The organism is Streptomyces sodiiphilus (assembly GCF_039529215.1).
Lineage (GTDB): Bacteria > Actinomycetota > Actinomycetes > Streptomycetales > Streptomycetaceae > Streptomyces > Streptomyces sodiiphilus.
This window is the reverse complement of sequence record NZ_BAAAMJ010000010.1, coordinates 144,807-168,785: the sequence shown is the minus strand read 5'-3', so window position 1 is coordinate 168,785 and position 23,979 is coordinate 144,807. Positions and strand designations below refer to the sequence as shown.

At 73.0% G+C, this 23,979-nt stretch carries 20 protein-coding genes; 12 read left to right on the top strand and 8 right to left on the bottom strand.

The features are described from left to right. Positions 1-40: 40 nt before the first annotated feature. From ABD299_RS05940 to ABD299_RS05930, 3 genes are all read right to left on the bottom strand, one after another. The gene (locus tag ABD299_RS05940) at positions 41-1,015 is read right to left on the bottom strand and encodes a hypothetical protein (protein ID WP_344259439.1); all 975 of its coding nucleotides are present in this window, start codon (positions 1,013-1,015) and stop codon (positions 41-43) included. Continuing rightward, positions 1,012-1,308, bottom strand: coding sequence for a hypothetical protein (locus ABD299_RS05935; RefSeq protein ID WP_344259438.1), 297 nt, complete (start codon positions 1,306-1,308; stop codon positions 1,012-1,014). The genes ABD299_RS05940 and ABD299_RS05935 overlap by 4 nt, the downstream gene beginning before the upstream one ends. Positions 1,309-1,411: 103 nt before the next feature. Next, positions 1,412-1,723, bottom strand: a complete 312-nt coding sequence (locus tag ABD299_RS05930) for a WXG100 family type VII secretion target (protein WP_344259437.1) — start codon at positions 1,721-1,723, stop codon at positions 1,412-1,414. Positions 1,724-1,958: 235 nt separating this feature from the next. On the opposite strand from ABD299_RS05930, the gene ABD299_RS05925 reads away from it, so the two are divergent. From ABD299_RS05925 to ABD299_RS05870, 12 genes are all read left to right on the top strand, one after another. Continuing rightward, positions 1,959-6,554: an FtsK/SpoIIIE domain-containing protein gene (locus ABD299_RS05925; RefSeq protein ID WP_344259436.1), complete on the top strand. Its 4,596-nt coding sequence runs from the start codon at positions 1,959-1,961 to the stop codon at positions 6,552-6,554. Between the two features lie 100 nt (positions 6,555-6,654). Continuing rightward, the gene (locus ABD299_RS05920; protein ID WP_344259435.1) at positions 6,655-7,383 is read left to right on the top strand and encodes a hypothetical protein; all 729 of its coding nucleotides are present in this window, start codon (positions 6,655-6,657) and stop codon (positions 7,381-7,383) included. Positions 7,384-7,636: 253 nt separating this feature from the next. After that, positions 7,637-8,296, top strand: a complete 660-nt coding sequence (locus ABD299_RS05915; protein ID WP_344259434.1) for a hypothetical protein — start codon at positions 7,637-7,639, stop codon at positions 8,294-8,296. A gap of 32 nt (positions 8,297-8,328) precedes the next feature. Then, entirely contained in the window at positions 8,329-9,324 is a 996-nt protein-coding gene (locus ABD299_RS05910; RefSeq protein WP_344259433.1) for a hypothetical protein, read from the top strand. Then, positions 9,321-10,622: a TadA family conjugal transfer-associated ATPase gene (locus tag ABD299_RS05905; protein WP_344259432.1), complete on the top strand. Its 1,302-nt coding sequence runs from the start codon at positions 9,321-9,323 to the stop codon at positions 10,620-10,622. Before ABD299_RS05910 ends, ABD299_RS05905 begins: the two co-directional genes overlap by 4 nt. Before the next feature lie 16 nt (positions 10,623-10,638). Then, positions 10,639-11,577 carry a type II secretion system F family protein gene (locus ABD299_RS05900; RefSeq protein WP_344259808.1) on the top strand — a complete coding sequence of 313 codons (939 nt, stop codon included), beginning with the start codon at positions 10,639-10,641 and terminating at the stop codon, positions 11,575-11,577. Continuing rightward, entirely contained in the window at positions 11,574-12,536 is a 963-nt protein-coding gene (locus tag ABD299_RS05895; protein ID WP_344259431.1) for a type II secretion system F family protein, read from the top strand. The genes ABD299_RS05900 and ABD299_RS05895 overlap by 4 nt, the downstream gene beginning before the upstream one ends. Positions 12,537-12,581: 45 nt before the next feature. Next, positions 12,582-12,833, top strand: a complete 252-nt coding sequence (locus ABD299_RS05890; protein WP_344259430.1) for a hypothetical protein — start codon at positions 12,582-12,584, stop codon at positions 12,831-12,833. Positions 12,834-12,856: 23 nt separating this feature from the next. Further along, positions 12,857-13,312, top strand: a complete 456-nt coding sequence (locus ABD299_RS05885; protein WP_344259429.1) for a TadE family protein — start codon at positions 12,857-12,859, stop codon at positions 13,310-13,312. A 7-nt stretch (positions 13,313-13,319) separates the two neighbouring features. Then, complete coding sequence (locus ABD299_RS05880) at positions 13,320-13,754, top strand: TadE/TadG family type IV pilus assembly protein (RefSeq protein WP_344259428.1); 435 nt, start codon at positions 13,320-13,322, stop codon at positions 13,752-13,754. After that, positions 13,751-14,221, top strand: coding sequence for a pilus assembly protein TadG-related protein (locus ABD299_RS05875; RefSeq protein WP_344259427.1), 471 nt, complete (start codon positions 13,751-13,753; stop codon positions 14,219-14,221). Before ABD299_RS05880 ends, ABD299_RS05875 begins: the two co-directional genes overlap by 4 nt. A 38-nt stretch (positions 14,222-14,259) precedes the next feature. Next, a complete protein-coding gene (locus ABD299_RS05870) occupies positions 14,260-17,247 on the top strand; it encodes an AfsR/SARP family transcriptional regulator (RefSeq protein ID WP_344259426.1) in 2,988 nt (995 codons plus the stop codon). Here the strand turns inward: ABD299_RS05870 and ABD299_RS05865 are convergent. The 5 genes from ABD299_RS05865 to ABD299_RS05845 all read right to left on the bottom strand — a co-directional run bounded on the left by ABD299_RS05865 (position 17,231) and on the right by ABD299_RS05845 (position 23,933). Then, positions 17,231-18,862: an N-acyl-D-amino-acid deacylase family protein gene (locus ABD299_RS05865; protein ID WP_344259425.1), complete on the bottom strand. Its 1,632-nt coding sequence runs from the start codon at positions 18,860-18,862 to the stop codon at positions 17,231-17,233. The two genes, ABD299_RS05870 and ABD299_RS05865, sit on opposite strands and share 17 nt — an antisense overlap. 34 nt (positions 18,863-18,896) lie before the next feature. Beyond that, positions 18,897-19,685, bottom strand: a complete 789-nt coding sequence (locus ABD299_RS05860; protein WP_344259424.1) for a VOC family protein — start codon at positions 19,683-19,685, stop codon at positions 18,897-18,899. Positions 19,686-19,739: 54 nt separating this feature from the next. Beyond that, on the bottom strand, positions 19,740-21,593 hold the full coding sequence (locus ABD299_RS05855) for an ABC transporter ATP-binding protein (RefSeq protein WP_344259423.1): 1,854 nt from the start codon (positions 21,591-21,593) through the stop codon (positions 19,740-19,742). A 94-nt stretch (positions 21,594-21,687) separates the two neighbouring features. Continuing rightward, entirely contained in the window at positions 21,688-23,061 is a 1,374-nt protein-coding gene (locus tag ABD299_RS05850) for a dihydrolipoyl dehydrogenase family protein (RefSeq protein WP_344259422.1), read from the bottom strand. Positions 23,062-23,144: 83 nt separating this feature from the next. After that, a complete protein-coding gene (locus tag ABD299_RS05845) occupies positions 23,145-23,933 on the bottom strand; it encodes an alpha/beta hydrolase family protein (RefSeq protein ID WP_344259421.1) in 789 nt (262 codons plus the stop codon). Positions 23,934-23,979 lie beyond the last annotated feature (46 nt).

Sequence of the window (23,979 nt, the reverse complement as noted above, 5' to 3'; positions counted from 1 at the left end):
CGGGTGGTTCACCTGGTGCGCGCGGCCTGCGGGAAGTTACTCACCGGTCCGGCCGGATCACCAGCGCGATCGCCAGGACGGCGACCGTGGCGGCCGCCAGCCTGAGCACTCCGGAGCCGACATGCCGCCAGTAGAACCTCCGAAGCGCCGATGACCCGTCGGGAAGCCCGCGCAGGACGGCAGCGGGTGACCGGCCTCCCCTCCCCATCAGAACCCACAGTCGCTGCGTGCGCAGTGCCGGGAAGCGCCAGGGCTCTGCGCCCCCCTGCACCAGCCGGTGCTGGATATAGCCCAGTTCGCGCTCCCAGCCCCGCCTGACCGTGCGTGTGACCCGCCGTGGACCCCGCCACTTCAGGGCACACACGCGCAGCACCATGACCCAGCCGGCGGTCAGCACGAGCCCCATGAACATCACCGACCACATCGTGGGGTCGGCCAGCGGGACCACGACCACGAGGACGACGAACGCGACGAACGTCGGCATGGCGACGGCGAAGGTGGCAACCGTCCAACGGGCGTTGCGGAAGGCGGCACGGTGGGCTTGGGCTCGTGCGTCCTGGGCGGAGCCGCTCCGCTCCGCTTCGTCAGCCCCTTCGATCCCGCCGAGCAGCCGGTCTCTCAGGTCCCATGCCCGGCTCGCACCGGTGGCGCTGCCACCGGGCGGCAGGGCGTACAAGTCGGCCGTGACGCGGCTTAGTTCTCGCCGGATCTCGCGATGGTCGGCGCGCAACGGGCCGTAGGGAGCCAGCAGCCGTCGTATCACCGACCAGGCCAGGAACAGCACCAGGCCAAGGCCAGGCACGCCGGGCAGCAGCACCCATCGGTACTCCTCCTCCACTGCCGGCACGGAGACCAGCGGCACCGCGGCGAGTCCGGCCACCAGGGTGACGAGCACCGCGAGCACCAACAGGCCCGGGCCGGTCCGCCGCAGGTGCTCCTGCTCCACCTCCGCCAAGCGGGCATGGAGGGAGCGCATCCGCTCCAGCAGGACGTCCTCCTGTCCAGCCGGGCTCATGCCTGGCCCGCCTGCCGCAGGGCCTCTTCGAGTTCCTTGTCGGTGAGGCCGAACGCCTCGGCGGCATTGTCCGCGTACTCGGCGACTCCCTTCGTCAATTCGGACAGCTTGCCGAACCCGTAGTCCCAGGAGTCCGCGAAGTCCTCGCACGCCCGGGCCAGCGCCTGAGTGCCGACTCTGGTGGCGTCCGCTTCCGCGAGGCTCTTGGAGGCATTGCTCATGTCCTCGCCGCTGCTCTCCAGCTTGCCGGCCAGTTCGCGCACTTCATCGTTCAGAAATCTCAGGAAGGACATGTCAGCGGGCTCCTCCGGGTCCGGGGTCCATGCCTGGGGTGCGCGATGCCGGGGCTCACCGGCCGGTGAACCTCCGGCACCGGACGGCCGAGGGAGGCCCGGCTCACTCCCCGCGGGCGGCAGCTGCCAGATCGATGTCCTGTTCCTCGAAGCCGTCGGCCGCGGTGTGCAGGAAGTTGCCCATCCCCTGCATGCCTTCGAGGACTTGCTTGACTCCGGTGGTGAACTCCTCGTAGGACTCGTGGAACGCCTTGGAGGATGCCGACGTCACGTATCCGTCCTCGACCAGGTTGTCGACGTACGCCTTGAGGTCGTCGAGTTCCTTCTCGATCCGCTCGTGTTCCTCGATCAGATGGTCCCCGGCGTCGTGCATGTCCTGATATGTGACATCGACGCCGTCGCCGCTTCCGCTCATGGCGCGCCCCCTTCGTGAGCTGGGGGACATTCCCCCCAGACGATGCGGATGTGTGTCCCCCCGGCAGCCTGCGGCCACCGGGGCTGCCTCAGCCTAAGTGAGCCGCCCGGAGCGAGGAAGCACTGCCCGGCCCGGTGGTACACCTCTGTGACACAGTGCTGACGAACCGCCACTTGAGACGGCGCGGCCGGTGCATGAGAGTGGGAGGCCGACCGTCCTGTCCGGAGGATTGAGCGTGCGTCTCAGCTTGACCGTAGTCGACCCGCAGCGCGGCATACACGCCGACGCGGTGCTTGACGCCGACCCCGCCACGCCGGTCGGCGACATCGTTCCGGAGCTGACGGCGCTGCTCGGCAGCCGCTTCACTCCCCGGCACGCGGCGTCCACCGCCGGGTTGCCCGGTCCCGATGCCGCGGCCCCGTCCGTCTTCGTCGACGGAGTTCAGGTGGATCCGGCCGTGTCTCTCGGCTCATCGCCGCTGCGTGAGGGCGTGGTGGTGAGCCTGTACCGCGCCGACGGCTGCCCGCCGGGTGAGCCGCACGGTTTCGTGGAGCTCCGGGTGGCCGGCGGCCCGGGTGCCGGCGCGGTGCACCGGCTGGGAGTGGGCCGGGTGGACATCGGCAGCGGGAACCAGGTCCGGGTCCGGATCGCCGATCCCGCTCTGGCCCCCCGCGCTCTGACGTTGCGGGTGAGAGCCGACGGCACGTGCACGGTCACCGTGCACGGAGGGACGACCGTCCTCATCGACGGGGAGGGGTCCGAAGACGCGGAGAGCTCCGAAGAGCCGGTGGACTGGCCCCTGGGCGCTCAGGCGGCTATCGGGGACAGCCTGCTCGAGCTGGCTCCCTACAGCCCTCCGGACGCGGCCCTGCGCCCGTCCGAAGACGGAGCCGGCCTGGACTACAACCGCCCGCCCCGGCTCGTGCCTCCCAAGCACCCCACGCACTTCCGGCTGCCCAAGGAGCCGGAGGAGCCGGACAAACGCCCTGTTCCGTGGATCATGGCCTTCCTGCCGCTGGTCGGCGCCGTCACCATGGCCTTGCTTCTGAACCGCTGGATCTTCCTGATCATGGCGGTTCTGACACCGATCATGCTGTTCTCCAACTACTTCCTGTCGAAGAAGCGCGGCCGGGAGAAGTACGCGGACAAGCTGAAGGCCTACCGGGAGACCAAGGACCGTATCGAGAAGGACGCCAGGGACGCCCTGGCGGTGGAGCGCTTCACCCGCCGGCACGCGGCGCCCGACCCGGGCACCGTGCTCAACGCCGCCACCGGCCCGCGCACCCGGCTGTGGGAGCGCCGGCGCACCGACGAGGACCACCTGCTGCTGCGGGTCGGCACGTGTTCCATCGATTCCGAAGTCGAACTCACCGACCCCGAGCAGGACGACCACAAGCGGAAAGTCCTGTGGAAGGTGCCGGACGCGCCGGTCACCATTCCGCTGCAGCGGCACGGAGTCGTGGGTTTCGCAGCGCCGGGCGACATGGCCAGGGCGCTGGGCCGGTGGGCGGTCGCCCAGCTGGCGGTTCTGCACAGCCCCAATGACGTGCAGGTCTGTGTACTCACCGACGCGGGCGGCCAGGAGAGCTGGGAGTGGCTTCGCTGGCTGCCGCACGTCCGCCCGACCTCCGAGCAGGACACCAACATCATGATCGGGACGGACGCCGAAACGGTGGCGGCCCGTCTGGCCGAGCTCACCGTGATCCTGGACAGCAGGCTGGACGCCGTGAAGAAGGCACGGTCCCGCGGTGTGGAGTTCACCGAACCCGACGTTGTGATCGTCTTCGACGGGTCACGCCGCATGCGTACGCTGCCCGGCGTCATCCGGCTGCTGAAGGAAGGGCCGGCGGTCTCGGTCTACTCGCTCTGTCTGGATCACGAGGAGCGCTTCCTGCCCGGCGAGTGCCAGGCCGTCGCGGTGGCGGAATCCGTGGCCGACACCGGGTCCGGGTCGTGGCGGCAGTTCAGGCCCGGATTCGCTCCCGCCGAACTCACGGCTTTCGGAGCTCCGTCGGCCGGTGCCCCCGGTCCCGGTGCCGCGGGGCCCGGCCACGGAGACATCGCCGCCGCCGGTTCCTGTCCGCGGCTGCGAGTGGAACAGCGGGACACCGACCCGCTGCGTGGGGTGCTCCCCGACCTGGTGACCCCGGTGTGGTGCGGTCTGGTGTCCCGGTCGGTCTCCGCGCTGCGGGACATCAGCGGTGAGGCCGAGGCAATGGGAATCCCCGTGGCCAGCCGGCTCCTCGACGTCCTTGATCTCGAACCTCCCACCGCTGCGGCGGTCATGGCGAGGTGGCGGCAGGCGGAAAGGTCCACCACGGTGGTGCTGGGAGAGTCCTACGACGGGCCCTTCTCGGTTGACCTCCGCAGGGACGGACCGCACGGGCTCATCGCCGGCACCACCGGATCGGGGAAGTCGGAACTGCTGCAGACCATCGTGGCGTCCCTCGCCGTGGCGAACACGCCGGAGAACATGACCTTCGTTCTCATCGACTACAAGGGCGGCTCCGCGTTCAAGGACTGCGTGCAGTTGCCCCACACGGTCGGCATGGTCACCGACCTGGACAACCATCTGGTCGAGCGGGCACTCCGTTCACTGGGAGCCGAGCTCACCCGCCGCGAGCACGTCCTGGCGGCGGTGGGGGCCAAGGACATCGAGGACTACCAGGACCTGCACGGACGCGAGCCGGGCCGTCACCACCCGATGCCCCGTCTGCTCATCGTGATCGACGAGTTCGCGTCCCTGGCCAGGGAACTCCCGGACTTCGTCAAAGGGCTGGTCAACATCGCTCAGCGTGGCCGGTCCCTCGGAATCCACTTGCTGCTCGCCACCCAGCGTCCGTCGGGTGTCGTCTCCCCGGAGATCCGGGCCAACACCAATCTCCGGATCGCCCTGCGGGTCACGGACACCGGCGAATCCAACGACGTTCTCGACGCCCCGGACGCCAGTCTCATCACCAAGGCCACCCCGGGGCGCGCCTACGTGCGCCTCGGCGCCGCGTCCCTGGTGCCGTTCCAGTCCGGCCGGGTCGGCGGCCACCGACCCGGCACGGTGGACCCGGCGGTGTCCAGGCCCTGGGCCGGGCTTCTGGGATGGAAGGAACTCGGGCGGGCGGAGGTGAAGCGACCTGCGGGAACCCAGCGGGAGGACGACGACAACACCGATCTGCGGGTGCTGGTCGACTCGGTCATCAGGGCGGTCGGTGAGCTGGGACTGCCTGCCCAGCCCAGCCCCTGGCTCCCGCCCCTGCCCGAACTGGTGCTTCTGGCCGACCTCCCGGTGCCGCAGGCGGCCGGTGCTCTGCCACCGGCTCCCTTCGGTGTCGAGGATGTTCCCGATCAGCAGGCCCGGCGGCCGCTGGCAGTGGACTTCGCCGCCTTCGGACACCTGCTGGTCGCCGGGGCACCGCGGACCGGAAGGTCTCAGTTGCTTCGGACACTCGCGGGTTCCCTGGCCCGGACGCATTCCAGTGACGATCTCCATCTGTACGGGTTCGACTGCGGTAACGGGGCGCTGAACATCCTGACCAGGCTTCCGCATTGCGGTGCGGTCGTCGGACGGAACCAGGTCGACAGGGCCAAGCGGCTTCTCAAGCGTCTCAGTGACGAGATCGGCAGACGGCAGGAGCTGCTCTCCCGCGACACCCTGGCCGACATCGGGGAACAGCGAGCCGGCGCGCCCCCCGGCGAACGGCTGCCGCACATCGTCGTCCTCGTGGACCGCTGGGAGGGATGGACGCCCACCCTTGGAGAGATCGACAACGGCGCCTTGACGGACGAGATGTTCTTCATCATGCGGGAGGGCGTCAGTGTCGGCGTGCACGTCGTCGTCACCGGGGACCAGAGGGTGATGACCGGGCGCATCAGCAGTCTGAGCGAGGACAAGTTCACTTTCCGTCTCCAGGACCGCACCGATTACGCGGCGGCCGGACTGCGCGCCCGGGAACTGCCGGAGGAGATCGGCCCGGGCCGGATGTTCCGGGCTCAGTCGGGGAGTGAGGTGCAGATAGCCGTTCTGGGGCCGGAACTCACCGGTCAGGGACAGGCGGCGGCGCTGGCCGGGATCGCGGACGAGGCCAGGGAGCGGGATGCGGGCGTGCCTCGCTCCCGCCGGCCGTTCCGGGTGGATGTGCTGCCCGCCAACCTCACCTTCGAGGACGCCTGGGAGATGCGGGACCCGGAGACATCCGGCTCTGCTCTGTGGAGCCTGGTGGGGGTCGGGGGCGACGAACTCACCGCCTACGGCCCGGACATGGCTACCGGCATCCGGTCCTTCGTGGTCGCGGGGCCGGCCAAGTCGGGACGCAGCACTGTCCTCATGCACATGGCGCGATCCTTCCTGCGCAACGGTGTCCGTCTGGTGGTGTCCACTCCTCGTGTGTCGCCGCTGCGGGAACTGGAGGGGGAGACAGGCGTCCTGCACCTTCTCACCGGCACGAAGCTCACCAACGAACAGGTGGCCGAGGCGCTCGGCACCGCTTCGCCGGACGACCCGATCGTCTTCCTCATGGACGACGCGGAGGACCTGCGCCGCTGCAAGGAGGCCGATGACGAACTGCGGGCCGTGGTCATCCGAGGGGCGGAGCGGGGGGTCTCCGTGGTGATCGGCGGGGACGCGGCGGATGTCTGCAGTGGCTTCAGCGGCTGGCAGTCGGAGGTGAAGAAGGCCCGCCGGGGCGTCCTGCTGTCTCCCCAGACCCATCGGCACGGCGAGTTGATCGGCGCCAAGCTGGCCCGCAGCGTCGCGGTGGAGCGCCCGCAGCCGGGGAACGGCATCCTGCATCTGGGGGACGGCCGCCCCATGACGGTCAAGCTGCCCGTCCCGCCCTGACCCGCTGGAAACCGCGGATCGGGCTATCTGTTCGAAGACGTGGCGGTGGGTGATGTCGGGTGATGTCTCCCCCGCCTCACAGAGGAAGAGTGGGTTGTACGTGAAGCTGCCGAAGCAGATGCGTGGACTGGGTGACTCCGCGCAGAAGGTTGGCGAGGCATCCGGTGAGTGGATGCGCACGGCTGTGACCGCGGTGCCGGGGCCTCCCGAGGGGCCGGCGACGGAACAGTGGGAGTTCTCCGTGGGCAGCCTCATCTCCAGCCTTCCGAAGGTGCCGCCTGGTGCCGCCAAGGCTCTGGGAGTCCTCGACCGGCTCGGTTCGGTCCGGTTCGGTCCCGAGTCGGTGGGTTTCGACGGGGAGGAGATCGCCTGGAAGGATGTCCTGCGGATCCAGCAGCACAACGGGGCCGATGTACTGGCGGGGAACTCGATCGAGGCGGAGTTCGAGCGGCTGCGCGGCCTGCTGCCTCCGGTACCGGGACGCAAGTGGGCCGTCGGCAAAGCCGCCGGCGGGTTGACCACCGTGGTGGGGGAGCTGCGTGACCGGGTGCTCAGCGACCCGGGAGGTGCCTACGACATCGCTTGCGAGATCGTCCACCGGGGCCGGTTCGGCCGGGAGAAGAGTCTGCACGCCTGCATGTACAGCACGGCGGTCCTGACGTTGCGACCCGACTTCTCGGCAGGTCTGATCGCCACCGCGCGAGCGCACGGTGTCCAGGTCCTGCCGGCCGAGACCCGGGCGGACGACGCCGCCCGGGCCGAGAGCATGAAGAGCTTGTGGAAGCGAACGCGGGATGCCTCGCCTCAGGGGGATCCGCAGGACGGCTGACCGCGGCCGGGGGCCGTGCGGGGAGTCGCCGGTGCTGTTGCACAGCGGTGACAGCGCTGTCGTTGTTCGGCCGTTCCGGCGGCTGATAGCGTGCCTGCGACTTGACAATCATTCCGCCCTTCTGCATGTGTGCGGACGGGCAGTCAGAATGGCGAGAGAGCGGTATGCGGCGCTCAACCACAGCGGGGGTGGCGGCTTGAGGACCCATGATCGGGCATCTGCGGCTGCAAAGAAGTCGATTGCGGTCGGTCCGGTGGCGGGCGACCGGCTGCCCGCGCCGCCGCGCGAGCGCAAGCCGGCGCTCGCCGCGCTTGCGGCGCTGCTGGTCCTGGTCGGTGCGCTGGGCACGACCGTGCTGGTGATGCAGGCCGGGGACAGGATCGAGGTCATCCGGATCACCGAGCGGGTGCCGCAGGGGCAGCAGATCCCGGAGTCGGCCATGGCGCCCGTTCTGGTCGCCGAGGCCGACGGCGTCAACTACGTGCCCTGGTCGCAGCGGGCCACCGTGCGCGAGGAGTTGCGGGCCGGCACCGACCTGGTGGCGGGAGCCGTCCTGGTCGGCGAGATGCTCACCGGTGAGGAGACCCTGGGCCGCAACGAGGTCATCGTCGGACTCTCCCTGCAGCCCGGCCAGTTCCCCTCCGGGCTGGAGCCCGGCGACAGCGTCGCGGCCTACTGGGTGGGCAAGCCCTCCGGCGGCGAGCAGGAGGACGGCGGGGCCATGCGGTCCGTCCTCGTCGAGCGGGCCCGCGTGGAGGCCATCCACAGCGACGACGGGGCGCTGGGCAACAGCAGCCTTCCGGTCACCTTGCGGGTGAACCGCTCGGACGCGCCGGGGCTGGCCCGGGCCGCCTCCGACGGGGACGTGACCCTGGTCATCGTCCCCGCCGGGGACACCGGCAGCGACGACTAGCCGGTACGGACGAGCTGAGGGGCAGCACACAGATGGCGCTGATCGCACTGGCCGCGGACAAGGGGTCCCCCGGTGTCACCACCGCGGCGGTCGCCCTGGCCGCGCTGTGGCCGCGGCGGGCCCTGCTCGCCGAGACCGACCCGGCCGGCGGTGACCTGATCTACCGTTCGGTGGGCATCGACCACCGGCCGCTGGATCCCGGCACGGGCATCCTGTCGCTGGCCGCCACCGCCCGCCGCGGCATCGCCGCCGAGCAGCTGTGGGACCACGCGCAGCGGCTCTCGGGCGGACTGGACGTGCTGGTCGGGCTGGCCGCCGCCGAGCAGGCCGCCGGTCTCACCGGACAATGGGGGGCGCTGGGGAAGGCGTTCGGCGAACTCGCCCGCTCCCCGCACCAGGAGGCCGCCGCCGACGTGCTGGCCGACTGCGGGCGGCTCGGCCCCGATTCCCCCGCGCAGGCGCTGCTGCCGCACGCCGCGCTGGTGCTGCTGCTGACCCGCACCCAGCCGGAGAACATCGCCCACGTCCGGGACCGCGCCGCCGCCCTGCACTCCCGGCTGCACGGCCAGCAGCGAGGCGCCCAGCCCGGCCGGACCGCGGTCGGGGTGCTGCTGGTCGCCGACGCGCAGCGCGGCGCCAAGGTGGCCGCCCAGGTCGACGAGATGCTGATCGCTTCGGGAAGCGGCGCCAGGGTGGCCGGCGTGCTCGCCGACGATCCCGCCGGCGCCGAGCAGCTGGCCGGGCGCCGCCGCGGCCGGCTGGACAAGTCGCTGCTGGTCCGGTCCGCGCGCAGGGTCGTCGCCGATCTGCACCAGAACTACCGCGCCGAGCTGAGTCCTTCGGGCGGGGCCGGCCAGGACCGGGTGCAGCCTCCCGCCCCGGGTGCGCCCGGGACGCCCGGTGCCCCGGCCCCGCCCGGCGGCGCGCCGCCGCCCGCCGGCTACGGTCCGCCCGCGCCGTCGCCGACGGTGCCGCCCCAGCACCGCCGTCCGCCCGCGCAGCCCCACGGACCGGGCGGCGCGCGATGAGCGAGGTCAATCACCAGCTGGTGAAGCGGTTCCGCCAGGAGGCGGGCGACCGGATAGCCGAGCAGCGCCGCATCGACGCGGCCGGCGGCGTCCGCCCGATGACGGCCGAGGACGAACGGCACTACGCCCGGGCGGTCATCGCCCAGGTGCTGGAGGAGTACGTCAGGGCGGAGATATCCGAGGGCCGGGCCCCGCTGGACGCGCAGTCGGAGGAGGCGTACGCGTCCGCCGTGCACGCCGCGCTGTTCGGCGTCGGCCGGCTCCAGCCGCTGCTGGACGACCCCGAGGTCGAGAACATCGACATCAACGGCTGCGACCAGGTCTTCATCGGCTACGCCGACGGCCGGGAGGTCCGCGGCGATCCGGTCGCGGAGAGCGACGAGGAACTGGTCGAACTGATCCAGATCCTCGGCGCCTACTCGGGCCTGTCCTCGCGTCCCTTCGACTCCGCCAACCCGCAGCTGGACCTGCGGCTGCCCGACGGCTCCCGGCTGTCGGCCGTGATGGACGTGACCCGCCGCCCGGCGCTGTCCATCCGCCGGGCCCGGCTCGGGAAGGTCTTCCTCGCCGACCTCGTCGGCAACGGCACCCTCACCCCTGAGCTGGGCAGCTTCCTGTCCGCCGCGGTGCGGGCCCGCAAGAACATCATGATCGCCGGCTCCACCAACGCCGGGAAGACGACGCTGCTGCGTGCCCTGGCCAACGAGATCCCGCCCGAGGAGCGGCTGATCACCGTGGAGCGGGCGCTGGAGCTGGGCCTGGACCAGTTCTCCGAACTCCACCCCAACGTGGTGGCGTTCGAGGAGCGGCTGCCCAACTCCGAGGGCCACGGGGCGATCAGCATGGCCGAGCTGGTCCGGCGCTCGCTGCGGATGAACCCCTCCCGGGTGATCGTCGGCGAGGTGCTGGGGGACGAGATCGTCACCATGCTCAACGCCATGTCGCAGGGCAACGACGGCTCGCTGTCCACGATCCACGCCAACAGCAGCCAGGAGGTGTTCAACCGCATCTCCACCTACGCGCTGCAGGCCGCCGAACGGCTGCCGATCGAGGCCAGCCAGATGCTGATCGCGGGCGCGGTCAACTTCGTCGTCTTCATCGAGCGGCGCAACACCTACGCCCAGGGCGGGAAGCTGCACCGGCTGGTCAGTTCGGTGCGGGAGGTCAACGGCGTGGACGGCAGGGTGCTGTCCAGCGAGGTGTTCGCCGAAGGGCCCGACGGGGTGCCGCGCCCGCACGCGGCGCTGAGCTGCGCGGCCGAGCTGGCGCAGCACGGCTACCGGGGAAGCTGGGGGTGAGCCGCCGATGCCGCAGATGACCGGGCTGTTCTCGCCGACCGTGCTGTACGCGCTGCTGAGCGGCGTGGCGGTGGGAGGCGGGCTGGCCCTGCTGATCGCCGCCGTCCGCGGTTTCCCGCCGCGCACCGCCGAGGAGCGGGCCCGGGCCGCCCGGCGCGCCTCGGACCTGGCCCGGTTCGTGGGCCGCCGCGGCACCCTGGCCGTCGCCGCGGGGCTCGTGGTGCTGCTGTACACCCGCTGGCCGGTCGCCGCGCTGGCCACCGTGCTGCTGGTGTTCACCTGGGACCGTCTGTTCGGCGGGGCCGCCGAGGAGCGGGCGGCGATGCGGCGGGTGGAGGCGCTGGCGGGCTGGACGGAGTCGCTGCGCGACACGATCGCCGGTGCCGTGGGCCTGGAGCAGGCCATTCCGGCCTCCGCCCGGGCCGCCGCCCCGGCGCTGCGCGGACCGCTGGAGAACCTGGTGGACCGGCTGCGCTCCCGGATGCCGCTCCCGGAGGCGTTGCAGGAGTTCGCCGAGGAACTGGACGACTCCTCCGCCGACATCATCATCGCCTCGCTGATTCTCAACGCCCGGCTGCGCGGCCCCGGTCTGCGCGAGGTGCTGGGCGCGCTGGCCAAGTCCGCCCGTGAGGAAGTGGACATGCGGCAGCGGGTGATGGCGCAGCGGGCCGCCACCCGGCGCAGCGTGCAGATCGTCGTGGGGGTGAGCGTGGCGTTCCCGCTCGGACTGGCCTTCTTCAACCCGTCCTTCGTCGAGCCCTACGGCTCGACGCTGGGCCAGGCCGTCCTCCTCGTGGTGTGCCTGCTGTTCGGCCTCGGCTTCTGGTGGATGCGCAAGCTGGCCCGCATCGAGGTGCCCGAGCGCTTCATGGCCCGCACCGAGGTGTCCGAGCAGTTGCGGCCGCGTGCGGAAGGGGCGGGAATCGAGCAGCCGGGAGAGGGGGTTCGCGGATGAGTACGACGCTGACGACGACGGTGGTGTTCGGCGCGGTTCTCGGACTGGGGGTCTTCGCCCTGGTCCGGGCGCTGGCACCGACCCGGCGCGGGCCGGTGTCCACGGTCGCCCGGATCGACGCGCTGCGTTCGCGGGGGGCGAGCCATGTGCCGGCCCCGCAGACGGGCCGTGCCGTGGCGGAGCAGGCGGGCCCGGCGGGCGGGCTCTCGGGTGCCCTGGCCCGGGTGCAGGCCAGGACCGGTGCGCGGGTGGCGGAGTTCTATCTGCTCAAGGGGTGGGAGCAGCGGTCGCTGCGGGCCGACCTGGCGCTGCTGGACCGCACCTGGGAGCAGTTCCTGGCCACGAAGGTGCTGCTGGCGGCCACCGGCCTGTTCTTCGGGCCGTTCCTCTTCTCGCTGGCCTGGATGCTGGGATTCGGCAGCAGCCCGGTGGTGCCGGTGTGGCTGGCGCTGGTGTTCGCGGCGCTGTTCTTCTTCCTGCCCGACCTGGAGGTGCGGCGCGACGCGGCGGCCAGGCGGCGGGACTTCCGGCGGGTGGTGGCGGCCTACCTGGATCTGGTGGCGATGAGCCTGGCGGGCGGGCGCGGGCTTCCGGAGGCGCTGAAGGCGGCCTCGGAGGTCAGTGACGGCTGGGCGCTGCGGCGCATCCGCACGGCGCTCGCCGACGCCCGGATCACCGGGCTCAGCCAGTGGCAGGCGCTGGGACGGCTCGGCGACCAGGTGGGCGTCGACGAACTGAAGGACCTGTCCACCTCCCTGGCCCTGGTGGCCGACGACGGCGCCAAGGTGCGGGCGTCGCTGTCCGCGCGGGCGGAGACGATGCGGCACCGGGAGCTGGCCGAGATCGAGGGGAGCGCGGGGGAGAAATCGCAGTCGATGCTGATCGCACAGCTCCTGCTGTGCATGGGGTTTCTGGTGTTTCTCATCTTTCCGGCCGGCATGCGGGTCTTCCAGGTCTGAGCTTCCGGCATCCGGCATCCGGCATTCGATCCAAGGGGTACGCACATGTTCCGGTTCCTGACGGACAGCCATCCGTCCACCCAGTTCCTCGCCGCCTTCCTGCGCGGACGTGTCCAGCGGGCCCGCTCCGGTGAGCTGGACCGCGGGGCGTCCGCCATCGAGTGGGTCATCATCGCCGCGGTGGTGGTCGGCATCGTCGCCGGTGTCGCGGCCGTCATCATGAACGCGCTGGGAAGCCGTGCGGAGAGCGTCAGTGACTGCATCGAGGGCGTCCGGGGCGCCAACTCGGGCTGCTAGTGCTGCGTTCACTGACGCGGGAGGTGCGCCGCAGGACGGGCCGGGGGTCCGACCGCGGCGGCGTCGTCCTGCCCGGTCCGGGGCGGGGCGACGCCGGCGGCACGGCGATCGAGTTCGTCTTCCTCACCCCGGTGATGTTCTTCATGATCTTCGGCGCGGTGCAGTTCGCGCTGTACTCCTTCGCCGATCACGTCGCGCAGGCGGCCGCCCAGGCCGGTGCGCGCACCGCCCGGGCCGAGGCCGACGCCGATCCGGCCGGGTGGCAGGGCAAGGCGCGGCAGAAGGCCGGCGACTACATCACGCAGCTCGGACCGGGCCTGTTCACCTCGCAGCCGCAGATCCTGGTGCAGCAGCCGGCGGCCGACACCGTCCGGGTCGAGGTGCGGGGCAGTGTCCCGGTGATCCTGCCGGGGATGTCCCTGACGGTGCGGGCGAGCTCCCAGGGCCCGGTGGAACGCTTCGTACCGGACGGAGGCTGACCGGCTCATGCGCACGACGGGGGAGCGGGGGCCGCTTCGCGGAGCCCGGGGCGAGGGCGGCTTGTCCTCGATCGAGGTGGTGTTCCTCGCCCCGCTGATCATCACCTTCATCCTGGTGCTGGTCGCCTTCGGCCAACTGGTCTCGGGGCGCGGAGCGGTGGACGGTGCCGCCCGGGACGCCGCCCGCGCCGGATCGCTGGAGCGCAGCCAGGGCGCGGCCATGGCCTCCGCGCGCCGGGTGGCGAACGGGCAGCTCGACGACATCTGTGTCTCCGGGACGGTCACGGTCTCGTCGAGCGGCGGGGCCTTCGAACCGGGCGGGCTGTTCGGGGTCGAGGTCAGCTGCCGGGTCCGCGGTCTGGACCTGCTGGGTCTGAACGTCGCCACCCGGCTTACCGGCAGCTCCAGTTCACCCATCGACCCGTACCGGAGGGCAGGATGAGAAGGCTCGCGGCGGCTGCCGCCCGCCCGCGGCGGGCACTCTTCCGGCGGCCCTTGACGGACCGCGGATCGGGCGCGATCGTGGTGGTCTTCTTCGCCCTGGTGGTGCTCGGACTGGCCGCGTTCGTCGTCGACGGGGGCCTGTCCATCGCCCAGCGCGAACGGGCCGCGGACATCGCCGAACAGGCCGCCCGCTACGCCGTGCAGGACCTCGACGAGGAGGCGTTGCGGGCCGGGGTGACCCCCGTCCCCGTCAACATCGGCAACTGCGCGAACCGGGTCGCCGAGTACGCCGCCTCGGTGGAGCTGACCAGTGCCTCGGTGTCCCGCAGCAGCTGCACCCCGCTCGCGGCCAACAGGGTCCTGGTGGACATCGAGGTGACCTACCGCCCGGTCTTCAGCGGCATGTTCTACAGCCGGCCGCTCACCGTCAGCGGGACCGCGACCGCCGAGGCCCGCACCGGATGACCCGACGACGGCACGCCTCACCCACAGGAGCAGATGTCATGGCGCGCACCACGACCCCCAGCCCCGGGAACCGTACGCCCGTGCCGGTGAAGACCGGACGCGGCCCGGGCGACATCCTGCGTGCCCTCGGGGCGTTCCTCGCCCTGGCGGTGCTGGTGGCCGGAGTGCCGCTGTCGCTGGCGTACTTCATCGGCTGGCCGCTGCCCTCCTCGATGCCGGGGCTGGACGCGCTGCGCCAGGAGATCGGCACCGAGGTGTTCATCAATGTGCTGGCCGTCCTGGTGTGGGTGGCCTGGGCGCAGTTCACCGCCTGCGTGCTGGTGGAGATCCGCGCCGCGGTCTCCGGCGTCGGACTGCCGCGCCGCGTGCCGGGAGCCGGCCCCAGCCAGCTGCTGGCCCGTCAGCTCGTCGGCGCGCTGCTGCTGCTCGGCTCGACCGCCGCCGGGTTCGCTCCCGGCCTCGGACAGCTCGGCGCCGCGTTCCACCAGCCGCCCGCGGTGGTCGCCGAGGCGGCGCAGGAGGACGGCGGGACGGGCCAGGACGGTTCCGTGCTGCGGGCCGACCGGAACACCGGCGGGGAGGGGACCGCGGCGGAGGCCGCCGAGGCCGCGGAGACGGCGGATTCCGCGGGGGCGGCGGACACCGCGGAGGCCACGAAGTACTACCGCATCCAGCCGCCCGAGGGCCGGCACCACGACACGCTGTGGGGGATCTCCGAGCGCCACCTGGGCGACGGCCTGCGCTACAAGGAGATCTACCAGCTCAACAAGGACCGCGTGCAGCCCGACGGCTCCCGGCTCACCGAGGCCAGCCTGATCCGGCCCGGCTGGATCCTGGAGATGCCCGCCGACGCCGAGGGCGGCGAACTCGTCCAGATGCCCGACGACCTGGTGGAGCTCACCGAGGACGAGGTGGCCGAACTGGAGGAGTACCGCGGCACCGGCGACACCGAGTGGCCCGACCCGGAGCCCGCAGGCGATGCCGGCGGTGACACCGGAGGCGAGGAGGACGCCGGCACCGGCCATGCCGACCTCACCCGTCCGGAGGGCGAGGAGCCGGCCGACGGCACCGTGCCGGCCTACGACACCGAGCCCGCGGAGGACACCGAGGCTCCGGCCGGCTCCGCCTTCGGCCTGTCCGACGCCCTGATGGGCGCCCCGCTGCTGGCCGCCGGGCTGCTGGCCGCGCTGGGCCGCAGCCGCCGCCAGGCGCTGTGGCAGTCGGCCGCCGGGGTACTGGCCGGCCGGGGCGTCGGGGACGGACTGGAGCCGGAGGGGAACGCCGCCGACGCCCGCGACGCGCTGCTCATCGGCGCGGACCCGTCGGCCGTCGCCTTCCTCGACGGCGCGCTGCGCCGGCTGTCCGCCGCCCTGGACGACGAGGGACGCACCCTGCCCGCCGTGTACGCCGCCTGGCTGGGCGAGGACGAACTGCACCTTCAGCTGGCCGCGCCGGCCGGCCGCCCGCCCGCCCCCTGGCAGCCGGGCAGCGGCGACACCTACTGGACGCTGAGCCGCTCGCAGCTGACCGGCCGGACGGGCCCGGAGGACGCCGAGGCTCCCTACCCCGGCCTGGTGAGCCTCGGCATGCGGGACGGCATGCGGCTGCTGCTCAACCTGGAGGCCGTTCCCGGCATCGTGACGGTGGCGGGCGCGGCGCGCGACCGCGACGCGGTGCTGTCCTCGATCGCCGCCGAACTGGCCACCAGCGGCTGGTCGGACCGCATGACGGTGACCCTGGTCGGTTTCGGTGCCGACCTGACGGCGCTGGCCCCCACCCGGGTCCGCCACCTGGAGGACACCGCGGCGCTGCTGGAGGTCATGGAGACCGAGACCGCGCTGCGCCGCGGCGCCCTCGAACACGCCGGTCAGGACAGTGTCCTGACCGGCCGCACGGGCCCGGCCCGCCGGCGCCAGTGGGCCCCGCACCTGGTGGTCGTCGGCTCCCCGCTCGCGGAGGACGAGGCGGAGCGGCTGGCCGGACTCGCCGCGGTCTCCGCCCCGCTGGGCATCGGCTACCTGGTCTCCTCCGGCGGAACCGGCCTGCCCGGGGTGGCCTGGGAGTTCGAGGTGACCGGGGACGGGCTGCTGAAGGAGCCCGACATGGATCTGGAGCTGACCGCCCAGCTGCTTCCGGCCGCCCAGCGGGCCGCCGTGGTCGAGCTGTTCGCCGAGGTGACCCGGGAACCGGGCGACAACGGTGAGATCACCGGCCCGGCGTTCCGCGTCGACCTGACCGAGCGCGGCAAGCCCGAGGTCTACGTCCGGATGATGGGCGGCTACGAGATCACCGGCCTGCCCGAGCCCGGCAGTGAGCGCGCCGGGCAGCTCCGCGAGGCGCTGGCGCTGCTGCTCCTGCACCGCCGGGGCGTGCACCCGCGGGTGCTGGGCTCGGCGCTGTGGCCGCGCGGCGGTCCCGAGGACGTGCGGGACGCCCTGATCGCCCGGCTGCGCGAGTGGCTGGGCCGTGACGCCGGCGGCGCGCAGCGGCTGGTCACCGGCGAGGACGGCCGTCTCACGCTGTCCCCCCGCGTGGTCTCCGACTGGGACGTGCTGTGCACGCTGCACCACCGCGCCGTCCACGAGGCCCGGGGCGTCCCCGCGGCCGAGCGCGTGCGGCAGCTCACCGACGCGCTGGCCCTGGCCCGCGGCCCGCTGCTGGAGGGCTGCCGGGCCGAGGGAAGGTTCGGCTGGCTGGATCACGAGATCGTCGACGCCCAGTACCCGCTGCTGGTGGCCGAGACCGCCCTGACCCTGTCCTCGGCGCAACTGGCCGCGGGCGAAGGGGAGAAGGCGTACACGGCGATCCGTTCCGCGCTGGCCGCCGCGCCCGCCGACGAGCGGCTGTGGAACGAACTGCTGCGCTCCGCGCAGGCGACCGGCCGCCCCGAGTGGCTCTCCGGCGCCGCGACCTGGCTGGTGGCCCACCATCACGGCCTCTACGGGGACCAGCCGCTGCCCGCCCAGACCGAGGCGCTGCTCGACGAGCTCCTCCCGCAGTGGCGCACGGTCACGACGGTGGGCTGACCGCCTCCCCCTCCGGCCGGGCCCGGCCGGACCAGCCGGGGCCCCGCAGCACGCGGCCGGGCGCCTCACCGGTGGCCCGGCCGTCCTCGAGGACGAGCCGCCCGGCGACGACGGTGTGCAGGACGCCGGTGGCCGTCTGCCAGGGGCGGTCGTAGGTGGCCCGGTCGGTGACGGCGTCCGGGTCGAACACGGCCAGGTCGGCGACGGCGCCCGGGCGCAGCACGCCCCGGTCCCTGCTGCGCAGCCGGGCGGCCGGCAGCGAGGTCATCCTGCGTACCGCCTCGGGGAGTTCCAGCACCCGCTCGTCGCGCGCGTAGCGGCCCAGCACCCGGGCGAAGGTGCCCAGGCTGCGCGGGTGGGGCAGGCCGCGCCCGGGGCAGCCCAGCACCCAGCCGTCGCTGGCCACCGCCACCGCCGGATGCCGCATCACCCGGCGCACGTCGTCCTCGGACATCGAGTGGTGCACGATGCCGGCCTGGCCGCGCTGTGCCCACAGGATGTCGAGCACCGCTTGCCCGGCCGGCACGCCCAGTTCGGCGGCGATCTGGGCCACCGAACGGCCCACGTACGCCCGGAACGGGCCCTGCGGGGTGTCGGCCAGCACGATGCGGTCCGGTGCGAAGCCCGCGCCCTCCTCGGCGGCCAGCTCCGCGGCCAGCCGCCGGTACTGCTCCGGGTCGGCGATCCGGGCCAGCAGCCCGGCCACCCCGCCGTCCATCGCCCGGCCCGGCAGCACGCTGGTCAGCGTGGTGCTCGACGCGCTGTAGGGGTACTGGTCGGCGGCCACGTCCAGGCCCTCCGCGCGCGCCTCCTCGATCGCCTTCAACGCGCCTTCCACCGCGCCCCAGTTGCGCCGTCCGGAGGACTTCAGGTGGGAGATCTGGAGCCGTACCCCGGTTCGCCGGGCGACGTCGAGCGCCTCCCGCACGGCCTCGCCCAGGCGGTCTCCCTCGTCGCGCAGGTGGGTGGAGTACAGCAGTCCGGCTGCCGCCGCCCGGCCGGCCAGGCCCGTCAGCTCGGCGCTGCCGGCGTAGGCGCCCGGCGGGTAGATCAGCCCGCTGGACAGGCCGACCGCGCCGTCGGCCACGGCCTGCCGCAGCAGGTCCCGCATCAGGGCCAGCTCCTGGACCGTCGGTGCCCGGTCGGCGGTGCCCATGGCGGCGGTGCGCAGCGCGCCGTGCCCGACCTGGAGCGCGACGTTGACGGCGAGCGGAAGCCGGTCCACGGCGGTGGCGAACTCCCCGGCGGTGGACCAGTTCCAGTCCAGGCCGTCGGCCAGGAAGCCGCTGAGCGCGATGAGTTCGTGAGCGTGCTCGGGCACCACGGGGAAGGGCGAGAAGCCGCAGTTGCCGGTGACCAGCGTGGTGACGCCCTGGGTGATCTGGGTGAGGGCGCCGGGGTTCGCCATGACGGTGAAGTCGGCGTGCGAGTGCAGGTCGATGAAGCCCGGGCACACCACGGCACCGGAGACGTCCAGCACCCGACGGGCAGGTATGCCCGGATCCCGGCCCACCGCGAGAACCCTGCCGCCGGAAACGGCGACGTCCTCGCGGCGACCGGGCGACCCGGTGCCGTCGAGGACAGTTCCGCCGCGGAGGACGAGGTCGGCCGGCATCGCCCCCCACTGTGCGGTCCCCCGGGGGGATAATTCAAGAAGCGGGAGCCGGGCCCAGGACGGCGAACGCGGCCCCCTGGTTGTCCGCGAGGACGGCGTGGCGCCCGTAGGGGCTGTCCTGCGGGTCCTCCAGGAGTCTGCCGCCGAGCCGCTGGGCGGTGCGCACGGTGGCGTCGCAGTCCTCCACCGAGAAGTAGATGCGTACGTGCGCGGGCATGTCGGCCGGCAGCGGGTCGGCGATCCGGCACCGGCCCAGTACGGCGTGCTCGTCGTCCACCGGCTGCCCGGAGGGCGCCCACACGCGGAAGTCGTAGGTGGGGTCGTCGGAGTCCTTGCCTTCGAGATGGAAGACGTCGGCGTAGAAGCGGTCCACCTTCTCCTTCTCGTGGGTGTACACCTCGGCCCAGGAGAAGCTGCCGGGCCTGCCCTGGAGTTCGAAGCCGGGGAACTCACCGGCCTGCCACAGGCCGATCACCGCGCCGCCCGGGTCGGCGATCACCGCCATGGTGCCGATGTCCGCGATGGGCATGGGCTCCGTCATGATCTGGCCGCCGCCGGCCCGGACGCGCTCCACGGTGGCCTCGATGTCGGGGACCGACAGGTACACGCCCCAGGCGGTGGGCGCCGGCTCCGGTTGCGGCATCACCGCGGCGACGGCCTTGTCGTCGCGGCTTGCCGAGGTGTAACCCCCGACGTTGGGATCGGGTTCTTCGAACATCCAGCCCATGAGCTCGCTGTAGAACGCCCGGGCGGCGTCGGGGTCGGGAACCATGACGTCGGCCCAGCAGGGCGCGCCTTCCGGAAAATAGGTCTTCACGGTCATATATCGGACATTACGCCGATCCGGTGAGTGTCGCACCCGGAGGCGCGCCCGGGGTCAGGCCGCCCCGGAGGGGTCGGCCGCGGCCAGGAACTGGGTGGCGGCCAGCTCCGCGTACAGCGGATCGGCGGCCACCAGATCACTGTGGCTGCCCACCGCCCGCACCCGCCCCGCGTCCATCACCACGATGCGGTCGGCCGCCGTCACCGTGGACAGCCGGTGCGCCACGACCAGGACCGTGGTGCGGCTCGCCACCTCCGCGACGGTGTCGCGCAGCGCCGACTCGTTGACCGCGTCGAGCTGCGAGGTCGCCTCGTCCAGCAGCAGCAGCCGGGGCCGGCGCAGCAGCGCACGGGCGATCGCCACCCGCTGCCGCTCGCCGCCGGACAGCTTGGTGCCGCGGTGGCCGACGAGGGTGTCCAGACCCTCGGGCAGCCGCCCGATCAGGTCCTCCAGGCGGGTGGTGCGCAGCACCTCGGCCAGCGCGTCCTCGCCCGCGTCCGGCGCGCCCAGCAGCAGGTTCTCCCGCAGCGACCCGGACAGCACCGGCGAGTCCTGCTCCACGTACCCGATGGCGGCCCGCAGTTGGGGTATCTCCCAGTCCCGCACGTCCTTGCCGTCCAGCAGGATGCGCCCGGAGTCCGGCTCGTAGAACCGCTCGACCAGGGAGAACACCGTGGTCTTGCCCGCCCCCGACGGGCCGACGAAGGCCGTCATGCCGCGCGGCGGGACCGTGAAGCCGACCCCGTGGTGCACCGGCGGAAGGTCCTCGGCGTACCGGAACCGGACGTCGTCGAACTCCAGCGAGGCGGGCGCGGCGTCCGGTCCGGGCAGCGCGGCCGGTGCGTGCGCGGGCTCGACGGGAAGCCGCTCGGCCTCCTGGATGCGGGCGATCGCGGCGGCCCCTGCCTGATACCGGGTGACGGCGGCCACCACCTGCTGCAGCGGCGCCATGAGGTAGAACACGTACAGCAGGAACGCCACCAGCGTGCCGACGTCGATCGAGCCGGTGGCGACCCGCGCCCCGCCGAACCCCAGCACGGTGATGAACGCGAGCTGCATCGCCAGGCCCGCCGTATTGCCGGCCAGCGCGCTCCACTTGGCGGCCCGCACGCTCTCCCGCCAGGACGCCTCGGCCGCCGCGTGCACGGCGGTCTCCTCGCGGTGCTCCGCGCCGGACGCCTTGACGGTGCGCAGCGCGCCCAGCACCCGCTCCAGCGAGGCGCCCATCAGACCGACCGACTCCTGGGCCCGCTTCGTGGCCCGGTTGATGTGCGGCACGATCACGCCGATGACCACACCCGCCAGCACGACCACGCCCAGCGTCACGCCCAGCAGCGGCAGGTCGACGACGCCCATCATCACCAGCGTCGCCACCAGGGTGAGCCCTCCGGTGCCCAGCCCCACCAGGGAGTCGGTGGTGACCGAGCGCAGCAGCGTGGTGTCCGAGGTGATCCGGGCCATCAGATCGCCCGGCTCGCTGCGGTCCACCGAGGAGATCCGCAGCCGCAGCAGGAACGAGGACAGCGCCCGCCGGGCGCCGAGCACCACGGACTCGGCGGTGCGCTGCAGCACGTAACCGCCCAGGGCGCCGAGCGCCGCGTTGGCCAGGACCAGCCCGCTCATCAGCAGCAGCGCGCCGGTGATCGACTCGTCCCGCGAAAGGTTCTCGATGAGCTGCCGGGCCACCAGCGGCAGCGCCAGCCCGGTGGCCCCGGTGACCAGGGACAGCAGCCCGCCGGCCACCAGCGCTGCCCGGTAGGGGCGGGCGTAGCCCAGCAGCACCCGCCAGGCCGGCGGTGCCTCCGCCTCCCCGGCCGGCTCCGCCCGCGGCTCCTCGTGCGCCGGCCTCTCCGCGCCGTCCGGCCCGGACCCCGGACGGTCCGCCACCGACTGCCCCCTGCTCGTCATGCCGTCTCCTCGCCTCGTGCCCCTGTGACGCAGGACGCTACCCCCAGGTTGAGACACCCGGCCGGGCGGCGGGGGAGCGGGGCGCGCGGGGTGGTCAGGAGAGGTCCGCCAGGGCGGTCTCCACGGCGCGGTGGAAGGTGGGATAGGCGTAGATCATGGACCGCAGTGTGTCCACCGGGACCTCTCCCTGGACGGCCACCGCCAGGCCGTACAGCACCTCGCCGCCGGCCGGGCCCACCGAGGTCGCCCCGACCAGCACGCCCCGGTCGGCGTCCTCCACGACCTTGATCAGGCCCCGGTTGCCCTCCTGGTGGATCCAGCCGCGGGCGGCGGCGGACACGTCGGCCGTCCCGGTGCGTACCGTCAGGCCCCGGTCGCGGGCCGCCTGTTCGGTCAGGCCGACCGAGCCGACCTCGGGGTCGGTGAACGTCACGTGCGGCAGCGCCCGGTAGTCGGCCACCGGCCCGTCCCCGCCGAGGATGCCGCGGACCGCGATGTCCGCCTGGTACATGGCCACATGGGTGAAGGGGCCCTTGCCGGTGATGTCGCCGACGCCCCACAGGGCCGGCGCCGCCAGCATCCGCTCGTCGACCGCCAGCGTCGTGGCCTCCGGGTCCAGGCCCACCGACTCCACCCCGAGGGCCGCCAGGTCCACCGCGCGCCCGGTGGCCACCAGCAGGCACCCGGCGGTCAGTTCCGTGCCGTTGTCCAGCGTGACGGTGAAGACGCCGTCGTCGTGGGCGACGCCGCCGGCCCGGCTGCCGGTGTGCAGTGCCACGCCCTCGGCCCGCAGCGCCTCCTCGACCAGCCGGCTGCTCTCGGGCTCCTCGCCCGGCAGCAGCCGGTCGCGGCCCTCCACCACCGTGACGTCGGTGCCGAAACGGGCGAAGGCCTGCGCGAACTCCACGCCGACCGGCCCGCCGCCCATCACGATCATCGACGCGGGGGCCTCCTGTGCCTCGACGGCCTCCCGGTTCGTCCAGAACGGAGTGCCCGCCAGGCCCGGCACGGGCGGGACCCGCGGGGCGGACCCGGTGGCCAGGACCACCCCGAGGCGGGCGCCGAACTCCTGCTTCCCGCCCGTCTCGTCGGTCGCCAGCACCCGGCCGGGGCCGTCCAGCCGGCCGTGGCTCCGCACGAACCTCCCGCCGGCGGCGGTGAAGCGCTCGACGGCGGCGGTGTCGTCCCAGTCGTGGGTGGCCTCCTTGCGGATCCGGGCGGCCACCGGGGCGAAGTCGGCGCGGACCTCCGCCGAGCCGGCCATCGCCGGAATCCGGCGGCCCTCGGCGAGCAGGCCGGCGGCGCGGACCATCATCTTGGTCGGGACACAGGCCCAGTAGGGGCACTCGCCGCCCAGCAGCCGGGCCTCGACGCCCACCACGTCCATCCCGGCCGCGGCCAGTTCCCCGGCGACCCGCTCCCCGGCGGGCCCCATGCCCACTATGATCACGTCGCAGCTCTGTGTCACCGTTCGGCCTCCTTGTCCGGGATCGCCAGGCTAGAGCCTTCCCGTCCGGTTCGCCTCCGGGACACGGCGACGGAGGACCGGGGTCAGCCGGCCCCCGTCTCCGGCAGATGGCGCCGCACCCACACCGCGAGCAGGTCCGCCACCCAGCCGGGATCCTCCCTGCCGCTGAGCAGATGATCGGCGCCGTCCAGCGCCACGAACGACTTGGGATGCCGGGCGGCCTCGAAGATCAGCCGCGCGTTGTCGACGTCCACCAGTTCGTCCTGCGGGGAGTGCAGCACCAGCAGCGGCACCCCCAGACCGCCGATCCGGTCCCGCTGCGGCTGGTCGGCGATGTCGTCCAGGAACTGCCGGCGGATCAGGAACGTCCGCCCGGCCAGCCGTACCTCGGCCTCGCCGCGCTCACGGATCTCCGCCGTCGCCTCCGACAGCAGATGCTCCACGTGGCCGGGGTCGGCGGGCGCGGCCACCGTCGCCACCGCCCGCACCCCCTCGATGCGCTCCGCCGCGGCCAGCACCGCCGCCCCGCCCAGCGAGTGCCCGATCAGCAGCGACGGCGCCCGGTACTCCTGCCGCAGCGCGTCGGCCGCCAGCACCAGGTCCTCCACGTTGGAGCTGAAGTTCGTGTGCGCGAAGTCCCCGCCGGACCGGCCCAGCCCCGTGAAGTCGAAGCGCAGCACCCCGATGCCCCGCGCGGCCAGCCCGCGCGCGATGCGGGTGGCGGCCGGCAGGTCCTTCCCGCAGGTGAAGCAGTGGGCGAACAGCGCGTAGGCGACCGGTTCGCGGTCGGCGGGCAGCTCCAGCCGGGCGGCCAGGCAGTCGCCGTGGGCCCCCGCGAAGCTCAGCTTCCGGCTGTGCGGTGACGTTCGCATGACGCGAGCCTACGGGACGGCCCCGACTGCCCCGGTGCGATGATCG

Excerpts from the sequence above, each read along its gene's own strand:
- ABD299_RS05895 (WP_344259431.1), top strand. The coding sequence starts at position 11,574 with ATGAGTACGACGCTGACGACGACGGTGGTGTTCGGCGCGGTTCTCGGA.
- ABD299_RS05890 (WP_344259430.1), top strand. The coding sequence starts at position 12,582 with ATGTTCCGGTTCCTGACGGACAGCCATCCGTCCACCCAGTTCCTCGCC.
- ABD299_RS05845 (WP_344259421.1), bottom strand. The coding sequence starts at position 23,933 with ATGCGAACGTCACCGCACAGCCGGAAGCTGAGCTTCGCGGGGGCCCAC.
- ABD299_RS05880 (WP_344259428.1), top strand. The coding sequence starts at position 13,320 with ATGCGCACGACGGGGGAGCGGGGGCCGCTTCGCGGAGCCCGGGGCGAG.
- ABD299_RS05940 (WP_344259439.1), bottom strand. The coding sequence starts at position 1,015 with ATGAGCCCGGCTGGACAGGAGGACGTCCTGCTGGAGCGGATGCGCTCC.
- ABD299_RS05865 (WP_344259425.1), bottom strand. The coding sequence starts at position 18,862 with ATGCCGGCCGACCTCGTCCTCCGCGGCGGAACTGTCCTCGACGGCACC.
- ABD299_RS05905 (WP_344259432.1), top strand. The coding sequence starts at position 9,321 with ATGAGCGAGGTCAATCACCAGCTGGTGAAGCGGTTCCGCCAGGAGGCG.
- ABD299_RS05910 (WP_344259433.1), top strand. The coding sequence starts at position 8,329 with ATGGCGCTGATCGCACTGGCCGCGGACAAGGGGTCCCCCGGTGTCACC.
- ABD299_RS05870 (WP_344259426.1), top strand. The coding sequence starts at position 14,260 with ATGGCGCGCACCACGACCCCCAGCCCCGGGAACCGTACGCCCGTGCCG.
- ABD299_RS05860 (WP_344259424.1), bottom strand. The coding sequence starts at position 19,685 with ATGACCGTGAAGACCTATTTTCCGGAAGGCGCGCCCTGCTGGGCCGAC.
- ABD299_RS05875 (WP_344259427.1), top strand. The coding sequence starts at position 13,751 with ATGAGAAGGCTCGCGGCGGCTGCCGCCCGCCCGCGGCGGGCACTCTTC.
- ABD299_RS05930 (WP_344259437.1), bottom strand. The coding sequence starts at position 1,723 with ATGAGCGGAAGCGGCGACGGCGTCGATGTCACATATCAGGACATGCAC.
- ABD299_RS05855 (WP_344259423.1), bottom strand. The coding sequence starts at position 21,593 with ATGACGAGCAGGGGGCAGTCGGTGGCGGACCGTCCGGGGTCCGGGCCG.
- ABD299_RS05935 (WP_344259438.1), bottom strand. The coding sequence starts at position 1,308 with ATGTCCTTCCTGAGATTTCTGAACGATGAAGTGCGCGAACTGGCCGGC.
- ABD299_RS05900 (WP_344259808.1), top strand. The coding sequence starts at position 10,639 with ATGACCGGGCTGTTCTCGCCGACCGTGCTGTACGCGCTGCTGAGCGGC.